The 16,008-nt window shown below is 69.2% G+C and carries 17 protein-coding genes and 2 riboswitches; of the genes, 11 read left to right on the plus strand and 6 right to left on the minus strand.

Annotation, left to right across the window (positions count from 1 at the left end; translation table 11 throughout):
* Positions 1-47: 47 nt before the first annotated feature.
* Genes rnhA through ispH form a run of 3 tightly spaced genes read right to left on the minus strand, consistent with a single transcriptional unit; the run spans position 48 to position 2,403 of the window.
* The gene (gene rnhA / locus FSB78_RS01885; RefSeq protein ID WP_147079488.1) at positions 48-503 is read right to left on the minus strand and encodes a ribonuclease HI; all 456 of its coding nucleotides are present in this window, start codon (positions 501-503) and stop codon (positions 48-50) included.
* Positions 500-1,447, minus strand: coding sequence for a homoserine kinase (gene thrB, locus FSB78_RS01890; protein WP_147079490.1), 948 nt, complete (start codon positions 1,445-1,447; stop codon positions 500-502). Before thrB ends, rnhA begins: the two co-directional genes overlap by 4 nt.
* Complete coding sequence (gene ispH / locus FSB78_RS01895; RefSeq protein ID WP_147079492.1) at positions 1,447-2,403, minus strand: 4-hydroxy-3-methylbut-2-enyl diphosphate reductase; 957 nt, start codon at positions 2,401-2,403, stop codon at positions 1,447-1,449. The genes thrB and ispH overlap by 1 nt, the downstream gene beginning before the upstream one ends.
* Positions 2,404-2,519: 116 nt before the next feature.
* On the opposite strand from ispH, the gene FSB78_RS01900 reads away from it, so the two are divergent.
* From FSB78_RS01900 to gcvPB, 5 genes are all read left to right on the plus strand, one after another.
* Positions 2,520-3,155, plus strand: a complete 636-nt coding sequence (locus tag FSB78_RS01900) for a hypothetical protein (protein WP_242007927.1) — start codon at positions 2,520-2,522, stop codon at positions 3,153-3,155.
* 159 nt (positions 3,156-3,314) lie between these two features.
* A riboswitch (glycine riboswitch) is annotated at positions 3,315-3,418 on the plus strand.
* A riboswitch (glycine riboswitch) is annotated at positions 3,419-3,531 on the plus strand.
* A 51-nt stretch (positions 3,532-3,582) separates the two neighbouring features.
* A complete protein-coding gene (gcvT, locus tag FSB78_RS01905; protein ID WP_147079494.1) occupies positions 3,583-4,806 on the plus strand; it encodes a glycine cleavage system aminomethyltransferase GcvT in 1,224 nt (407 codons plus the stop codon).
* Position 4,807: 1 nt separating this feature from the next.
* A complete protein-coding gene (gene gcvH, locus FSB78_RS01910) occupies positions 4,808-5,179 on the plus strand; it encodes a glycine cleavage system protein GcvH (protein WP_147079496.1) in 372 nt (123 codons plus the stop codon).
* A gap of 120 nt (positions 5,180-5,299) precedes the next feature.
* Entirely contained in the window at positions 5,300-6,658 is a 1,359-nt protein-coding gene (gcvPA, locus tag FSB78_RS01915) for an aminomethyl-transferring glycine dehydrogenase subunit GcvPA (RefSeq protein ID WP_147079498.1), read from the plus strand.
* A complete protein-coding gene (gene gcvPB / locus FSB78_RS01920; protein ID WP_147079500.1) occupies positions 6,655-8,229 on the plus strand; it encodes an aminomethyl-transferring glycine dehydrogenase subunit GcvPB in 1,575 nt (524 codons plus the stop codon). Before gcvPA ends, gcvPB begins: the two co-directional genes overlap by 4 nt.
* Positions 8,230-8,352: 123 nt before the next feature.
* Here gcvPB and FSB78_RS01925 read toward each other — a convergent pair whose 3' ends face one another.
* Complete coding sequence (locus tag FSB78_RS01925; RefSeq protein ID WP_147079502.1) at positions 8,353-9,246, minus strand: DMT family transporter; 894 nt, start codon at positions 9,244-9,246, stop codon at positions 8,353-8,355.
* Positions 9,247-9,426: 180 nt separating this feature from the next.
* Between FSB78_RS01925 and FSB78_RS01930 the strand changes: the two genes are divergently transcribed.
* Entirely contained in the window at positions 9,427-10,962 is a 1,536-nt protein-coding gene (locus tag FSB78_RS01930) for an aminoacyl--tRNA ligase-related protein (protein ID WP_147079504.1), read from the plus strand.
* A gap of 21 nt (positions 10,963-10,983) precedes the next feature.
* On the opposite strand, the gene FSB78_RS01935 is transcribed toward FSB78_RS01930, so the two are convergent.
* Complete coding sequence (locus FSB78_RS01935; RefSeq protein WP_147079506.1) at positions 10,984-11,982, minus strand: glycosyltransferase family 2 protein; 999 nt, start codon at positions 11,980-11,982, stop codon at positions 10,984-10,986.
* 86 nt (positions 11,983-12,068) lie between these two features.
* On the opposite strand from FSB78_RS01935, the gene FSB78_RS01940 reads away from it, so the two are divergent.
* From FSB78_RS01940 to FSB78_RS01960, 5 genes are all read left to right on the plus strand, one after another.
* Positions 12,069-12,812 (plus strand): alpha/beta fold hydrolase, encoded by a 744-nt coding sequence (locus tag FSB78_RS01940; RefSeq protein WP_147079508.1) that lies wholly within the window; start codon positions 12,069-12,071, stop codon positions 12,810-12,812.
* The gene (locus FSB78_RS01945; RefSeq protein ID WP_147079511.1) at positions 12,809-13,549 is read left to right on the plus strand and encodes a tetratricopeptide repeat protein; all 741 of its coding nucleotides are present in this window, start codon (positions 12,809-12,811) and stop codon (positions 13,547-13,549) included. Before FSB78_RS01940 ends, FSB78_RS01945 begins: the two co-directional genes overlap by 4 nt.
* 140 nt (positions 13,550-13,689) lie before the next feature.
* Positions 13,690-14,124, plus strand: coding sequence for a VOC family protein (locus FSB78_RS01950; RefSeq protein ID WP_147079513.1), 435 nt, complete (start codon positions 13,690-13,692; stop codon positions 14,122-14,124).
* Positions 14,124-14,849, plus strand: a complete 726-nt coding sequence (gloB, locus tag FSB78_RS01955) for a hydroxyacylglutathione hydrolase (protein WP_147083953.1) — start codon at positions 14,124-14,126, stop codon at positions 14,847-14,849. The genes FSB78_RS01950 and gloB overlap by 1 nt, the downstream gene beginning before the upstream one ends.
* A 15-nt stretch (positions 14,850-14,864) precedes the next feature.
* Positions 14,865-15,215, plus strand: coding sequence for a hypothetical protein (locus FSB78_RS01960; RefSeq protein ID WP_147079515.1), 351 nt, complete (start codon positions 14,865-14,867; stop codon positions 15,213-15,215).
* 4 nt (positions 15,216-15,219) lie between these two features.
* Here the strand turns inward: FSB78_RS01960 and FSB78_RS01965 are convergent, their stop codons facing one another.
* Complete coding sequence (locus tag FSB78_RS01965) at positions 15,220-16,005, minus strand: crotonase/enoyl-CoA hydratase family protein (RefSeq protein WP_242007930.1); 786 nt, start codon at positions 16,003-16,005, stop codon at positions 15,220-15,222.
* Positions 16,006-16,008: the final 3 nt, after the last annotated feature.

A 16,008-nucleotide genomic window follows, 5' to 3' on the forward strand; every position in this document is an offset into this window, starting at 1 on the left:
CGCCGCATTCCAGCCGTCACCCTGGCGCCCGTCAGGACGGCGGTGGCCTATCGCCGCCCGGCCGCCACCGCGGCATCGCTCGCGAGCCGATCGGCGCGCTCGTTCTCCGGGTGGCCGGCATGGCCCTTGACCCATTGCCATTCGATCCGGTGCCGCGCGACCGCGGCGAGCAGCGCGTGCCACAGCTCGGCATTCTTGACCGGCTTCTTGTCCGCGGTCTTCCAGCCGTTGCGCTGCCAGCCCTTCACCCACTTGGTCAGGCCGTCCATCACATACTTGCTGTCGGTGTAGAGAGTCACGACGCACGGCCGCGTCAGCGCGTTGAGCGCTTCGATCGCCGCGGTCATTTCCATCCGGTTGTTGGTCGTCTGCGCGTCGCCGCCCGACAGCTCCTTCTCGTGCGCGCCCATGCGGATCACCGCACCCCAGCCGCCGGGACCCGGATTGCCCTTGCAGGCGCCGTCCGTGTAGATTTCCACCTTGGTGGCAGGCTCATCGGTCACGCGAACAATCCTTGTCGATACGCCTCGAACCGCCGCCAATAGGCGAGCGGATCCTTGCGCGTCACCAGCGCATCGGCGGGTGTGTTGAGCCAGTCCCACGCCCGCGTCGCCAGGAAGCGCAGGCACGCCCCCTGGGCCAGGATCGGCAGCGCCGCCCGCTCGGCGTCGGATAGGCGGTGGCGGTCGGCATAGCCCGCGATCAGCGCGGTGCCGACCGCCGCGTCATACGCTTCGCCGCGTGCATCGAACGCCCAGGCGGTGTGCATGATCGCGAGGTCGTAGGCGCGGATGTCGGTGCACGCGAAATAGAAGTCGATCAGCCCGCTTACACGGTCGCCCAGCATCAGCACGTTGTCGGGAAACAGGTCGGCATGGATCACCGCGCGGGGCAGGTCGTGGGGCCAGCCTGCGACGACGTCGTCGGCCGCCTGCGTCACCCGCGCGAACAGCCCCGGCTCGATCGCGTCGAGGTCATGCCCGCACCGCGCCAGCAACGCCTGCCAGCCCTCGGGCCCAAGCGTGTTCGGCCGCTCGAGCGCGACCCCGGCGAGGCTCTCGTGCATCGCGCCCATCGCCGCCCCCGCGGCGCGCGCCTGTGCCGCGGTCGGATGCGATACCGACACGCCCGACAGGAATTCGATCAGGCACGCCGGGCGCCCGCACAGCTCGTGGATCAGCGTGCCCGTACGATCGGGCAGCGCGCGCGGCACCGGGTTGCCGTCGCTCGCCAGATGATCGAGCACGCTCATGAAGAACGGCAGGTCGTCCGCCGAGACGCGCTTCTCGTACAGCGTCAGGATGAACCGCCCGGTCGTCGTGTCGACCAGATAGTTGCTGTTCTCGACCCCCTCGGCGATGCCCTTGAGCGACACCAGTTCGCCGTGATCGAACCCGCGCAGGAAGTCGCCCAGCGCCTCGGCCGATACCGCCGTATAGACCGCCATCAGGCGGCCGCGTCGAGGCCGCGGGGCAGCTTGAAGGTGATCGTCTCGCGGGTCGTCTCGATCTCGCGCTCGGTGACGGTGAACCGCTCGGACAGCTTCGCGACCAGTTCGCGCACCAGCAGCTCGGGTGCCGACGCGCCCGCGGTGATGCCCAGCGTGGTCACCCCGTCGAGGAACGCGAAGTCGAGCACGTCGGCGCGCTGGATCAGCATCGCGCGCACGCCCTCGCGCTCCGCGACCTCGACCAGCCGGACCGAGTTGGACGAATTGGGGGCACCGATCACCAGCATCGCATCGCATTCGCGCGCGATCGCCTTGACCGCCGCCTGGCGGTTCGACGTGGCGTAGCAGATGTCCTCGCCGCGCGGCGGCTGCATCATCGGGAAGCGGCGCTGCAGGACCGCGACGACCGCGGCGGTGTCGTCGACCGACAGCGTGGTCTGCGTCAGGAACGCCATGTTGGTCGGGTCGGGCGGCGTGAACGCCTCGGCATCGTCGACCGTCTCGACCAGCGACATCGTGCCCTCGGGAACCTGCCCGAACGTGCCGATCACTTCCGGGTGGCCGGCATGGCCGATGAAGACGATGTGCCGCCCCGCCGCGACCAGCCGCTCGGCCTGGCGGTGGACCTTCGACACGAGCGGGCAGGTCGCGTCGAGATAGTCGAGCCCGCGGTCCTGCGCCTCGGCCGGGACCGATTTGGGCACGCCGTGCGCCGAGAACACCACCGGTGCGCCGTCGGGCACCGCGTCGAGATCCTCGACGAACACCGCGCCCTGCGCCTTCAGCGTGTCGACGACGAACTTGTTGTGGACGATCTCGTGGCGGACATAGACGGGTGCGCCATGCTTCTCGATCGCCAGCTCGACGATCCGGATGGCGCGGTCGACCCCGGCACAGAAGCCGCGCGGGGCGGCGATCAGCAGGGCGAGCGGCGGCTTGTCGGGTGCGATCATGATGCCTCGCGCTCTACGCGATTGCTTGGCTCCACGAAAGCCGGTTATGGTGCCCGCCGACCCGAGGGTGCCGCACGACGGCGTCCTTACGCTCGTTCGAGAAGGTACGCGTTTCCGTGAAAGCCCCCATCCTAGCTGCGTCCACCCTTCTGCTCGTCCTCGGCGGATGCGCCAGCAAGGGCGAAGTGGACGCCACCGGCGGCATCACCGCGGTGCGCTCGGTCTGCCCGTCGGTCGCGATTCCCGCCGCCACCGGCGACGTGACGCTGTTCCAGGGCGCCGGCCGCGACCAGGGTTCGATCGACGTCGCCGCGCTGATGACCAACGTGCGCTCGAGCTGCTCCGACGCGACCGACCAGATCGGGACCACGGTGACGTTCGACGTCCGTGCGCGACGCACCCGCACCGACGGCGCGCGCGACGTGCAGCTGCCCTATTTCATCACGGTCGTGCGCGGCGGCAGCGCGGTCGTCGCCAAGCGCATCGGCCGTGTGTCGCTGCATTTCGACGCCGGCCAGCCGCTCGCCCAGGCGCAGGGCCAGGCCACCGCCACCGTGTCGCGCGCCGCCGCCACGCTGTCCGCCGACGTCCGCGAGAAGCTGACCCGCAAGCGCAAGGCCGGCGACCAGGACGCCGCGGTCGACCCGCTCAGCCAGCCTGACGTCCGCCAAGCGGTGCTCCGCGCGAGCTTCGAGGCGCTGGTCGGGTTCCAGCTGACTGACGAGCAGCTCAAGTACAACGCGACGCGGTAATCTTTTGTGCTCCTGCGAAGGCAGGAGCCCAGGGTTAAAAGTGCCGCCCTCCGTTACCCTGGGCTCCTGCCTTCGCAGGAGCACAAAAGGCCGGCAAAGCCGATTGACTTGGTCCGGCCCTCCCGCCACAGATTGACCGTCGATGCCGGGCAACCGGCATGGCACCGCGCGGGAGAGCGTGACCCGGTCCTTTGAGGGCCGGCGAGCCGCCGAAGGAGCAACCACCCCGGAATCTCTCAGGCACAAGGGACCGCGCGGGGCTGATCGATACTCTGGAAAGCGCACGTCCTGCGGGACGGGCCACCGAAGGTGTAAGCCGGTCCCCTGGCAACGCGGGCCGGTCAAAGCTCTCAGGTTCCGTGACAGAGGGGGTATGCAACGGGTCGCGCATCGCGGCCTTGCGTCCCTCGTCGAATCGGAACCGGCCATGAGCGATCAATCCAGCATCATCGATCACGCCGACGACTATGTCGCGCTCGAGCCTCAGGCCTTGCCGCTCGACGCCTGGCACCGGGCGCACGGCGCGCGGATGGTCGAGTTCGCCGGCTATCTGATGCCGATCCAGTATGACGGCATCATGGCCGAGCACGCCTGGACCCGCGAGAGCGCAGGGTTGTTCGACGTCAGCCATATGGGCCAGCTCGTCCTTACCGGCGGCGATGTCGCCGCCGCGCTCGAAACCGTGCTGCCGGGCGACATCGCCGGACTGGCAGCGGGCAAGATGCGCTACTCGCTGCTGCTGGCGGAAGATGGCGGCATCCTCGACGACTTGATGGCGACCCGCCTGCCGGCCGAGAACCCGTTTGCGAGCGAGGATGCCGAGCCCGCGGGCTACGACCCGCTGCGCGCGACCGGCGAGGCGCCGACCGGCAGCTTCTACGTCGTCGTCAACGGCGCCACCAAGTACGACGACGTTGCCTACCTGCTCGACCAGGTCTCGGACGACGTCACGCTCAACCTGCTCGAGGACCAGGCGCTGCTCGCGCTGCAGGGGCCCAAGGCGGTCGACGCGCTCGCCCGGCTCGTGCCCGGCGTCGAGGCGCTCACCTTCATGACCGCGGGCGCGTTCGCCTGGGGGTCGGTGCCGCTGTGGATCAGCCGCTCGGGCTATACCGGCGAGGACGGCTTCGAGATTTCGGTCCCCGCGGACCAGGTCGCTGCCTTCGCCGATGCGCTCGCTGCCGAGCCAGAGGTGAAGCCGATCGGTCTGGGCGCACGCGACTCGCTGCGGCTCGAGGCCGGTCTGCCGCTCTACGGTCACGACCTCGACCCCGAGATCACGCCGGTGATGGCCGATCTCGGCTTCGCGCTGTCGAAGCGTCGCCGCGAGGCTGCCGACTTCGCCGGCGCGACGCGCATCCTGTCCGAGCGCGAGCACGGTCCCGCGAGCAAGCGCGTCGGATTGATCGTCGAGGGCCGCCAGCCCGCGCGCGAGGGGGCCGACGTCATCGACCAGAGCGGCGCGGTGATCGGTCGCCTGACCAGCGGCGGCTTCGCGCCCACGCTCGGGAAGCCGATCGCGATGGCCTATGTGCCGCTCGCGCTGTCGGCGCCTGGCACCCGCATCGAGATCGCGCAGCGCGGCAAGGTCCATACCGCCACCGTCACCGCGATGCCTTTCGTTCCCCACCGTTATGTCCGGAGCAAGTGATATGAGCCGCTACTTCACCAAAGATCACGAGTGGGTCGACGTCACCGGTGACGTCGGCACGGTCGGCATTTCCGACTATGCGCAAGGGCAGCTCGGCGACGTCGTGTTCGTCGACGTTCCCGAGGCGGGCAAGCAGCTGACTAAAGGCGCCGACGCCGCGGTCGTCGAATCCGTCAAGGCTGCGAGCGACGTCTATTCGCCGGTCTCGGGCACCGTCACCGAGGGCAACGCCGCGCTCGCCGACGATTCGAGCCTGGTGAATTCGGCGCCGGAGACCGACGGCTGGTTCTTCAAGCTGACGCTCAGCGATCCGAGCGAGCTTGACAGCCTGATGGACGAAGCCGCCTATGCGAGCTTCGTCGAAGGGCTCTGACCTGAATTCCCCTCCCGCTCGCGGGAGGGGCTAGGGGAGGGCCTGTCCCCCCTAGCGCGCCACATTGTGACAGGCCCTCCCCCGACCCCTCCCGCAAGCGGGAGGGGAGAAGGACGTCGAATGCGCTATCTGCCCCTGACCCCATCCGACCGGTCCGAGATGCTCGCCGTCATCGGCGCCCCCTCGATCGACGCGCTGTTCGTCGACGTGCCCGAAGCCGCGCGCCTCGACGGCCCGATCCATGGCCTGCCGATGCACGCCTCCGAGATGGCGGTAGAGCGCCACATGACCGCGCTGTCCCGGAAAAACATCGCGGCCAGTGACGGCCCGTTCTTCCTCGGCTGCGGCGCGTACAAGCATCACCTCCCCGCCAGCGTCGATCACCTGATCCAGCGCGGCGAGTTCCTGACCGCCTACACGCCCTACCAGCCGGAAATCGCGCAGGGCACGCTGCAGATGCTGTTCGAGTTCCAGACTCAGGTCGCGCGGCTGCTCGGCACCGACGTCGCCAACGCGTCGATCTACGACGGCTCGACCGCGTGCTGGGAAGCGATCGGCATGGCGCGCCGCGTGACCAAGCGGGGCAGGGCGATCCTGTCGGGCGGGCTCCACCCGCATTATGTCTCTGTCGCGAAGACGATGGCGAAGTTCACCGGCGACGTGCTCGAAACGTCGGCGCCGACGCTGACCGCCGAGACCGATATCGACGCGCTGATCGCCGCGATCGACGACACGACGTCGTGCGTCGTCGTCCAGTATCCCGACATCCTCGGCCGTATCGCCGACCTGCGTCCGCTGGCGGATGCGTGCCACGCAAAGAAGGCGCTGCTGATCGCGGTCGTCACCGAGCCGGTGGCGCTCGGCGCGATCACCTCGCCCGGCGAGATGGACGCGGACATCGTCGTCGGCGAGGGCCAGTCGCTCGGCGTCGGCCTACAGTTCGGCGGCCCCTATGTCGGCCTGTTCGGCTGCAAGGACAAATATGTCCGCCAGATGCCGGGCCGGCTCTGCGGCGAGACCGTCGACGCCGATGGCCGCCGCGGCTTCGTGCTGACGCTGTCGACGCGCGAGCAGCATATCCGCCGCGAGAAGGCGACGAGCAACATCTGCACCAATTCGGGGCTCTGCGCGCTCGCCTTCTCGATCCACATGACGCTGCTCGGTGAGGCTGGCCTGCGCCGGTTGGCCGGGATCAACCATGCGGGTGCGGTCCATGCCGCGCGGCGCCTCGCGAAGGTGCCGGGCGTCGAGCTGGTCAACACGCATTTCTTCAACGAATTCACGCTGAAGCTGCCGACCGAGGCGCGCCCGATCGTCCGCCAGCTGGCCGACCGCGGAATCCTCGCCGGCGTGTCGCTCGGCCGGCTCTATCCGGGCCAGGACGACCTTGCCAACGGGCTGGTCGTCGCCGTCACCGAAACCACGTCCGCGGAGGACGTCGAGACGCTTGCCGCCGCACTCGAGGAGATCCTGGCATGAGCATCAACCAGAGCGGCTGGCGTCCGACCGCGCCCGAAGCCAAGTCGGGCAACGTCCCCGCTAGCGTCACCGGCAACAAGGCGCTGATGCTCGAGGAAGCGCTGATCTTCGAGATTGGTGATGCCAGGACCACCGGGGTCGATTTCGCCGAGGGCGACGTCGCGCACGACATGCTCGGCGACCTGACCCGAAAGGCGCCGATCGGGCTGCCCGGCCTGTCCGAGCCCGAGACCGTTCGCCACTACACGCGCCTGTCGCGCCAGAACTACGGCATCGACCTCGGCTTCTTCCCGCTCGGTTCGTGCACGATGAAGCACAACCCGCGCCTCAACGAGAAGATGGCGCGGCTGCCCGGCTTCTCCGACGTCCATCCGCTCCAGCCGGTCGACACGGTGCAGGGCGCGTTGGAGGTCATCCACCAGCTCGCGCACTGGCTCGTCACGCTCACCGGCATGACCAGCGTCGCGATGAGCCCCAAGGCCGGCGCGCACGGCGAGCTGTGCGGCATCCTCGCGATCCGAGCCGCGCTCGAAGCAAAGGGCGAGGGCGCGCGGAAGGTCATCCTCGTCCCCGAATCGGCGCACGGCACCAACCCCGCGACCGCGGCGTTCGCCGGCTACAGCGTCGAGGACATCCCCGCGACCGCCGAAGGCCGCGTGGACACCGCGGCGCTGAAGGCGCGGCTCGGGCCCGACGTCGCGGGCGTGATGATCACCAATCCCAACACCTGCGGGCTGTTCGAGCGCGACATGCGCGAGATTTCGGACGCGGTGCATGCGGCGGGCGGCTTCGTCTATTGCGACGGCGCCAACTTCAACGCGATCGTCGGTCGCGTGCGGCCGGGCGATCTCGGCATCGACGCGATGCACATCAACCTGCACAAGACCTTCTCGACGCCGCATGGCGGCGGCGGTCCGGGGTCGGGTCCGGTGGTGTTCTCCGCCGCGCTCACGCCGTTCGCACCGCTTCCCTTCGTCGAGAAGCAGGGTGACCATTTTGCGCTGATCGAGGAAGAGACCGCGGGCGAGCATCACGCCGGCAGCTTCGGCCGGATGGTCGCGTTCCACGGCCAGATGGGCATGTTCACGCGCGCACTGACCTACATCCTCAGCCACGGCGCCGACGGCCTGCGCCAGGTCGCCGAGGATGCGGTGCTCAACGCCAACTACATCCTGCGCAGCCTCGACGACACGCTCGACGCGCCGTTCGGTCCGTCGGGGCCGTGCATGCACGAAGCGCTGTTCTCGGACGCCGGCCTCGCCGAGGGCTTCTCGACGATCGACATCGCCAAGGGGCTGATCGACGAGGGCTATCACCCGATGACGATGTACTTCCCGCTCGTCGTCCACGGCGCGATGCTGGTCGAGCCGACCGAGACCGAATCGAAGGCGGCGCTCGACCAGTTCATTGCAGCCCTCCGCTCGGTCGCCGAACGCGCCAAGGCCGGTGACGCCGCGCTCAAGTCGGCGCCGCACTTCGCGCCGCGCTCGCGGCTGGACGAGACGCTGGCGGCGCGCAAGCCGGTCCTAGTCTGGAAGGATACCGCTCCGCTCGCGCAAGCCGCGGAGTAAGGGACTTCCCCCCTTCCGTCATCCCGGGCTTGTCCCGGGATCCAGGGTTACAGGCGCTGTCCTGCGTGGCGCCGGATCCCGGGACGAGCCCGGGATGACGGGGAGGGCGCGCCACGCAAACCGTCAGGCAATCGCCTGTTCGGTTTCGTCCTGCCGGCGCACATGCTCGCGCCACACGATGTAGAGGCCGCTCGCGACGATGACCGGCGCGCCCACCCACGTCGCCTGCGCGGGCAGCGTGTCGAACACCAGCCAGCCGAGCAGCGTCGCCCAGAGCAGGCTCGAATAATCCATCGGCACCACGACCGACACCGGCCCCAGCCGCAGCGACGTCGTCATCGCGATCTGTGCGAGGCCGCCGAGGATCCCGACCCCTGCCAGGCAGGCCCATGTCACCGCGTCATGCGGCTGCACGGCGCGCGCATAGACCAGCGACAGCGGCACCAGCGACAGCGCCGAGAACCAGAACACCGTGGTCAGCGCGCTTTCGGTCTTGCCGATCTGGCGCAACAGGATCGACACGCTCGCCGTCCCGAACGCCCCCGCCAGCGCGCAGCCGGCACCCCAGAGCGGAAAATGCTCGCCGCCGGGCTGCGCGACGATCAGCACGCCTGCAAACCCCGCCCCGACGGCTGCCCAGCGATGCCAGCCGGTCGGCTCGCGCAGCACCAGCGCCCCCAGGATCGTCGCGAACACCGGCACCGTGAACCCGATCGTCGTCGCCTCGGCGAGCGGGAGTGCGACGATCCCGTTGAAGGTGAACGCCATCGCCGAGAGTCCGACGACTGCGCGGACGATGTGCGCGGGCAGCCGCTTCGTCGCGATCGACGGCAGGCCGGGGCCTGCGGCGATCACGCCCGATACCAGCACGCACGCGCCGAACTGGCGGAAGAACAGGATCTCCGACACGCTCGCGCCGTGGTGCTCGGCCAGCTTGATAGCGGTGTTCATCAGCGCGAAGATCACCACCGATAGAAGCCGCATGCCGATGGCGGGAAGGATGCGGTCGGTGGACATGGGGGGCGTCTACGCAAACACGCGCCGCCGTCCCACCCGAAACATCCGTCATCCTGACGAAAGTCAGGACCCAGGGTACCAAGCGCGGCATCCGTGGCTCTGGATCCTGACTTTCGTCAGGATGACGGGAGGCTTGCTGGGTGGGGTGACGAAGCGCCGCGTTCGCGATAAGCGCACCCCATGATAAAGCGCGCACTCAACGTCACCCGCGAGGCGGACTTCTCCGCCTGGTACCAGGCCGTCATCTCGGAAGCCGACCTCGCCGAGGAATCGGGCGTCCGCGGCTGCATGGTCATCCGCCCCTGGGGCTATGGCATCTGGGAGCGCATCCAGCGGCTGCTCGACGACCGGATCAAGGCGACCGGCCACGAGAACTGCTATTTCCCGCTCTTCATCCCGCTCTCCTACTTCGAGAAGGAGGCCGAGCATGTCGAGGGCTTCGCCAAGGAAATGGCGGTGGTCACGCACCACCGGCTGAAGGCCGACGGCTATGGCCGGCTCGTCCCCGATCCCGAAGCCAAGCTCGAGGAGCCGCTGGTCGTGCGGCCCACGTCCGAGATGGTGATCGGCGCCGCGTTCGCGCGCTGGGTGCAGTCGTGGCGCGACCTGCCCGTGCTGATCAACCAATGGGCCAACGTCGTCCGCTGGGAAATGCGCACGCGCATGTTCCTGCGCACCAGCGAGTTCCTCTGGCAGGAGGGCCACACCGCGCACGCGACCGCCGACGAGGCGCGCGACGAGACATTGAAGATGCTCGAAGTGTACCGCGACTTCGCCGAGACCTGTCTCGGCCTTCACGTCATCGCCGGCGAGAAGCCCGAGAACGAGCGCTTCCCCGGTGCGGTCTCGACCTATTCGATCGAGGCGATGATGCAGGACGGCAAGGCGCTGCAGGCGGGCACCTCGCACTTCCTCGGCACCAACTTCGCGTCTGCACAGAACATCCGCTTCCAGAACGCGGCGGGCGAGTTCGAGCTCGCCAACACGACAAGCTGGGGCGTTTCGACGCGGATGATCGGCGGCGTCATCATGGTGCACGGCGACGACGACGGTCTGCGCGTGCCGCCGATGATCGCGCCGTGGCAGGTCGTGATCGTGCCGATGTTGCGCGACAATCCCGACGACGCCGCGATCGTCGACTATTGCAAGGCGCTCCAGGCCGATCTCGCCAAGCAGTCCGCGCTCGGCGAGCCGGTCCGCGCGCTGCTCGACCTCAAGCCCGCCAAGGCCGCGACCAAGCGCTGGGGCTGGGTCAAGAAGGGCGCGCCGATCGTCATCGAGGTCGGCGGCCGCGACGTCGCCGGCGCCAACGTCTCGGTCATCCGCCGCGACCGGCTCTACCGCGAGGACGGCAAGCTCGACAGCGCCGTCACCGCGCGGGACGCGTTCGTCGACGCGGTCTCGGCCACGCTGGCGGATATCCAGACCGGGCTGCACGTCGAATCGATGGACCGCCTCAAGGCCAACATCGTCCCCGTCACCGAGTTCGCCGAGCTGGAAACGCACTTCGCCGACAGCGTGAAGAACCCCGGCTGGGTCGACGTCCGCTGGTCCAAGCCGACCGGCGCTGCACTCGACACGGTCGTCGAGCGGTTGAAGGCGCTGAAACTGACGATCCGCAACGCTCCGCTCGGCCAGAGCGGTGCCGATCACGGCCTGTGCATCTTCACCGGCGAACCTGCGGTCGAACGCGTCCTGATCGGCCGCGCCTATTGATCCGGCGGGTCGTCCGCCGACTTAATCAGCCAGGCGGACGACCTCGACCGGCTCCGCGCGGAACCCCAGGGTCGCCGTCCCCTGGATCGGCCCCGCGACGTCGGCGACGATGTACAGCGGCCGCCGCTTCGATTCGACGTACAGCCGGCCGATATATTCGCCGATCATCCCCAGCACGAACATCTGCACCGCGCCCAACAGCACGACGACCAGCATCGTCGAAGTCCAGCCCTGCACCGCGCTGCCGGTGAGGAACCCGAACGCGATATAGACCAGCAGCAGCACCGACGCCGCGGTCAGCGCCAGCCCGACATGGCTCGCGAACCGCAGCGGCGCGGTCGAAAAACCGGTAACCGCGTCGAACGCCAGCCGGATCATCTTGGCGAGCGGATAGTTCGTCTCGCCCGCATGCCGCTCGGCGCGGTCATAGGGGAACGGCACCTGGCGAAACCCGATCCACGCCACCATCCCGCGAATGAACCGTGCCTGTTCGGGCAAGCTCAGGAACGCATCCAGCGCACGCCGGCTCATCAGCCGGAAATCGCCGGTGTCGAGCGGAATCGGCGTCTCGGTCATCCGCGTCAGCAGGCGATAGAACGCCGCCGCGGTCGCCTTCTTGAACAAGGTCTCGCCCGCGCGCTGGCGGCGTACCGCATAGACCACGTCGGCGCTCTGCGCCGCCATCGCCGCGCGCATCTCGGCCAGCAGTTCGGGCGGGTCCTGCAGGTCGGCGTCGATGATCAGGATCTGCTCGCCCGCGCACAGGTCGAGGCCCGCGGTCAGCGCGAGCTGATGGCCATGGTTGCGCGACAGGTTGATCGCGACCAGCCGGGGATCGGCGGCGGCGAGCCGCTGCATCGCGCCCCAGCTGTCGTCGCGCGATCCGTCGTTGATCAGCACGATCTCGTAATCCTCGCCGACCGCGGCCTTCGCCGCACCGGAGATACGGGCATGCAGGATGTCGAGGCACGCGGCCTCGTTATAGCAGGGGACGACGACGGACAGCGCGGGACGGATCATCGGCCCCGTCTAGGGTCGCGGAGCGCCAGCCGCAACGGGCGACCGCACCCTTCCCGGTGACGGGCGAAATGCGATAGGGGCGGGGGATGAGCGAGACCACACCGAGCCCCCAGCCCAAACCGCGCCCCAACCTGGCCTATCATCACACCCCCGGGACCGGCCCGACGATCGTGTTCCTGTCGGGCTATGGCTCCGACATGACCGGCACAAAGGCGGTCACACTCGAAGCCTGGGCCAAGGCGCAGGGCCGCGCCTTCCTCCGCTTCGACTATGGCGGCTGCGGCCAGAGCGAGGGTGCGTTCGAGGACCAGACGCTGGCGGACTGGCGCGACGACGTGCTCGCGATGCTCGACGCGCTGGTCGAGGGCCCGGCGCTGCTCGTCGGTTCGTCGCTCGGCGGCTGGCTGATGCTGCTGGTCGCGAAGGCGCACCCCGACAAGGTCGCCGGCCTGGTCGGCATCGCGCCCGCGCCCGACTTCACCGATTGGGGCTTCACCACCGAGGAGAAGATGACGCTGCTGAGCGACGGCCGGCTCGAACGCGTCAGCAAATACGGGCCCGAACCCGTCGTCTATACCCGCGGCTTCTGGTCGTCGGGCGAGGCGAACCGGCTGATGTTCGGCGAGATCGCGGTGACCTGCCCGGTCCGGCTGGTGCAGGGGCAGCGCGATCCCGACGTGCCCTGGGCGCGGACCGCGCGGCTCGCCGAGCTGCTGCGTTCAGCCGATGTGCAGACGGTGCTGGTCAAGGACGGCGACCACCGCCTGTCGCGCGATACCGACATCGCGCTGATCATCCGCGCGGTCGAGGATGTGATCGCCGCCCTATGATGTTGTTTGTCCTCGCTCTCGCCGCCGCACAGGCCGGCCCTGCCGACGCGGCGGTCGATCGCTTTGACCGCTGCGCTGCGACCGCCGAGCGCGACCCCGCCGCCGCACGCGTGGAAGCCGGGCGCTGGCAGGCGTCGGGCGGCGGCCATTATGCGCGCGCCTGCGCCGGGCTTGCGCTGTCGACTGAGCGCAACTGGTCGGCGGCGGCGGCCGAGTTCGAGGCGGCGGCGCGCGCCGCGCAGGTCGCGCGCAACGTCCGCAGCGCGACCTATTGGGCGCAGGCCGGCAACGCCTGGCTCGCCGCGGGCGACTCGATAAAGGCGCGCACCGCGCTCGATTCGGCGCTGACCTCGGGGACGCTCAAGGGGCTCGCACTCGGCGAGGCGCAGCTTGACCATGCGCGGGCGCTGGTTGCGGGCGGCGAGCTCGACGCCGCGCGGACCGACATCGACCTCGCGTTGACAACCGCAGCCGACGATCCGCTCGCCTGGCTGCTCTCAGCGACGCTGGCGCGCCGGTCGGGCGACCTGCGGCGCGCGAAGACCGACATCGCCGAGGCGCTCAAGCGCTCGTCCGACGACGCGACCGTCCAGCTGGAGGCGGGCAACATTGCCGCGCTGAGCGGCGACGAGGCCGCCGCGCGCATCGCCTGGGGCCAGGCGGCCCGGCTCGCCCCGACCAGCGACGCCGGTGAGAGCGCCGTCGTCGCGCTGAAGCAGTTCGATACCGCCAAATAACCCCCCGTCATGCCGGGCTTGTTCCGGCATCCATGGTGCCGCAAACCCCGGACCATCGATTGCGCGGCGACATGGACCCCGGAACAAGTCCGGGGTGACGGCTTTTGGTTAGACGACCCGCTTACACCCGAGGACCCAGCATGAAATACCTCCACACCATGGTCCGCGTCGCCGACCCGGACGCGACGATCCGCTTCTTCGAACTGCTCGGCCTCAAGGAAGTCCGCCGGCTCGAGAACGAGAAGGGCCGCTTTACGCTGATCTTCCTGGCGACGCCCGAAGACATGAACGCGCCGGGCGAACGCGCCAATGCCGAGGTCGAACTGACCTATAACTGGGACCCGGAAGAATATGGCGAAGGCCGCAATTTCGGCCATCTCGCCTACCGCGTCCAGGATATCTACGCGACCTGCCAGCGACTGATGGACGCTGGCGTAACGATCAACCGCCCTCCGCGCGACGGTCACATGGCGTTCGTCCGCAGCCCCGACAATATCTCGATCGAGCTGCTGCAGGACGGCGTACTCGATCCGGCCGAGCCCTGGGCCTCGATGCCCAACACCGGTCACTGGTGATGCTGGAGATCGTCCGGGTTCCCGTGCTCGCCGACAATTACGCCTGGCTCGTCCATGACGATCAGAGCGGCGAGACGGTCGCGGTCGACCCGGGCGAGGCGGCGCCGGTGATCGCCGCCGCCGAGGCCCGTGGCTGGCGGATCGCGCAGGTCTGGACGACGCACTGGCACGGCGACCACACCGGCGGCAACGAGGCGATGAAGGCGTACGGCGCGACGGTCACCGGCCCCGCGGCGGAGGCGGCGAAGATTCCGACGCTCGATACCGCGGTCGGCGAGAGCGACGTCGTCCGGCTCGGCGGGCACAGCGCGACCGTGATGACGGTGCCCGGCCACACCGCCGGGCACATCGCGTTCCACTTCGCCGACGACGCGGCGATCTTCACCGGCGACACGCTGTTCGCGATGGGCTGCGGCCGGCTGTTCGAGGGCACGCCGGCGGACATGTTCGCCAACATGCAGCGCTATGCGGCGCTGCCCGACGACACGCGCGTCTATTGCGGCCACGAATATACGCAGAGCAACGGCCGCTACGCGCTGGTCGCCGAGCCCGACAACGCCGCCATCGCGGCGCGGATGGTCGAGGTCGACGCGCTGCGTACGAGGGGCGAGCCGACGATCCCGACCACGATCGGTCTGGAACGCGCGACCAACCCCTTCCTGCGTGCGATGTCGGCGGAGGAACTCGGCGAACGGCGCCAGGCCAAGGATTCGTTTCGCGGCTGAACGGGAGATGGGCAGATGCGGACGATCACCCTGGTCGCGCTGGCGACGACGCTCATGGCGGGCCGATCGGACCCACTCGCGGGGCGCGTCGCGGGGGCGCCGGTCGACTGCATCGACCTGTCGCGGATCAACGGCCCCGACATCGTCGATGCGAACACCATCCTCTATCGCCAGTCGGGCAAGCGGATCTGGGTCACCGGGCCGGTCGGCGAATGCCCGTCGCTTCGCCCGATGGATACGCTGATCGTCGAGGTCCAGGGATCGCGGCTGTGTCGCAACGACATGTTCCGCACGGTCACGCCCGGGCTCTCGATCCCCTCGGGCATCTGCCGCTTCCGCCGCTTCGTGCCCTACGACCGGCCTTGAGAGCCTAGTCCTTGAATACCGCCGGGCGCCGTTCGATGTTCGCGCGGACCTGTTCGATCTGGTTGGGGGTGCGGATGACCCTGGCCTGCTCCTCGCTCTCGGCGATCAGCACCGCGGCGGCATCCGCATCGGCGGCGAGGTTGTAGAGCCGCTTCGACCCGCGGATCGCGCCCGGATTCTTCCCCGCGATCTCGCGTGCCATCGCCATCGCCGATGCCAGCGGGTCCTCGGCGAGCCGCGTGACGAAGCCCATTTCGAGCGCCTCGGTCCCGTCGAACTCGCGCGCGGTATAGGTCAGCTCGCGCAACAGGTCGTCGCGCACCAGCGTCCGCCATAGGGCGACGCCGGCCATGTCCGGCACCAGCCCCCAATGAGTCTCGCGGATCGCGAACCGCGCGTCGGCGCGCGCGATGCGGATGTCGGCGCCCGACATGATCTGGAAGCCCCCGCCGAACGCGACGCCGTGCACCGCGGCGATCACCGGCATCGGCAGCGTCCGCCAGCCCCAGGCGACCTGCTGCGGCCCGTTGGCGAGCCCGTGCGTCCGCGCGTCGAGATCGAGCCCCGACCCGCCGTCCGCCATCGACGCCATGTCGAGCCCGGCGCAGAAGGCGCGGCCCTCGCCCGACAGCACGACGACGCGGACGTCGTCCATCGCCGCCAGCCGGTCGATGGCGGCGGCGATCCCGGTGAACATCGCCGGATCGATCGCGTTCATCTTGTCGGCGCGGTTCAGCCGGACGTCGGCGATACCGTCCTCGCAGCGGATCGTGACCCGGTCGTCGCTCATGGC

Source organism: Sphingomonas ginsenosidivorax, from assembly GCF_007995065.1.
Lineage (GTDB): Bacteria > Pseudomonadota > Alphaproteobacteria > Sphingomonadales > Sphingomonadaceae > Sphingomonas > Sphingomonas ginsenosidivorax.

What these genes read in the sequence shown, in the direction of transcription:
- gloB (WP_147083953.1), top strand. Translation starts at nt 14,124, where the DNA reads ATGCTGGAGATCGTCCGGGTTCCCGTGCTCGCCGACAATTACGCCTGG.
- gcvPB (WP_147079500.1), top strand. Translation starts at nt 6,655, where the DNA reads ATGAGCATCAACCAGAGCGGCTGGCGTCCGACCGCGCCCGAAGCCAAG.
- gcvT (WP_147079494.1), top strand. Translation starts at nt 3,583, where the DNA reads ATGAGCGATCAATCCAGCATCATCGATCACGCCGACGACTATGTCGCG.
- thrB (WP_147079490.1), bottom strand. Translation starts at nt 1,447, where the DNA reads ATGGCGGTCTATACGGCGGTATCGGCCGAGGCGCTGGGCGACTTCCTG.
- gcvH (WP_147079496.1), top strand. Translation starts at nt 4,808, where the DNA reads ATGAGCCGCTACTTCACCAAAGATCACGAGTGGGTCGACGTCACCGGT.
- FSB78_RS01945 (WP_147079511.1), top strand. Translation starts at nt 12,809, where the DNA reads ATGATGTTGTTTGTCCTCGCTCTCGCCGCCGCACAGGCCGGCCCTGCC.
- FSB78_RS01935 (WP_147079506.1), bottom strand. Translation starts at nt 11,982, where the DNA reads ATGATCCGTCCCGCGCTGTCCGTCGTCGTCCCCTGCTATAACGAGGCC.
- FSB78_RS01940 (WP_147079508.1), top strand. Translation starts at nt 12,069, where the DNA reads ATGAGCGAGACCACACCGAGCCCCCAGCCCAAACCGCGCCCCAACCTG.
- FSB78_RS01965 (WP_242007930.1), bottom strand. Translation starts at nt 16,005, where the DNA reads ATGAGCGACGACCGGGTCACGATCCGCTGCGAGGACGGTATCGCCGAC.
- ispH (WP_147079492.1), bottom strand. Translation starts at nt 2,403, where the DNA reads ATGATCGCACCCGACAAGCCGCCGCTCGCCCTGCTGATCGCCGCCCCG.
- FSB78_RS01925 (WP_147079502.1), bottom strand. Translation starts at nt 9,246, where the DNA reads ATGTCCACCGACCGCATCCTTCCCGCCATCGGCATGCGGCTTCTATCG.
- gcvPA (WP_147079498.1), top strand. Translation starts at nt 5,300, where the DNA reads ATGCGCTATCTGCCCCTGACCCCATCCGACCGGTCCGAGATGCTCGCC.
- FSB78_RS01930 (WP_147079504.1), top strand. Translation starts at nt 9,427, where the DNA reads ATGATAAAGCGCGCACTCAACGTCACCCGCGAGGCGGACTTCTCCGCC.
- FSB78_RS01950 (WP_147079513.1), top strand. Translation starts at nt 13,690, where the DNA reads ATGAAATACCTCCACACCATGGTCCGCGTCGCCGACCCGGACGCGACG.
- FSB78_RS01960 (WP_147079515.1), top strand. Translation starts at nt 14,865, where the DNA reads ATGCGGACGATCACCCTGGTCGCGCTGGCGACGACGCTCATGGCGGGC.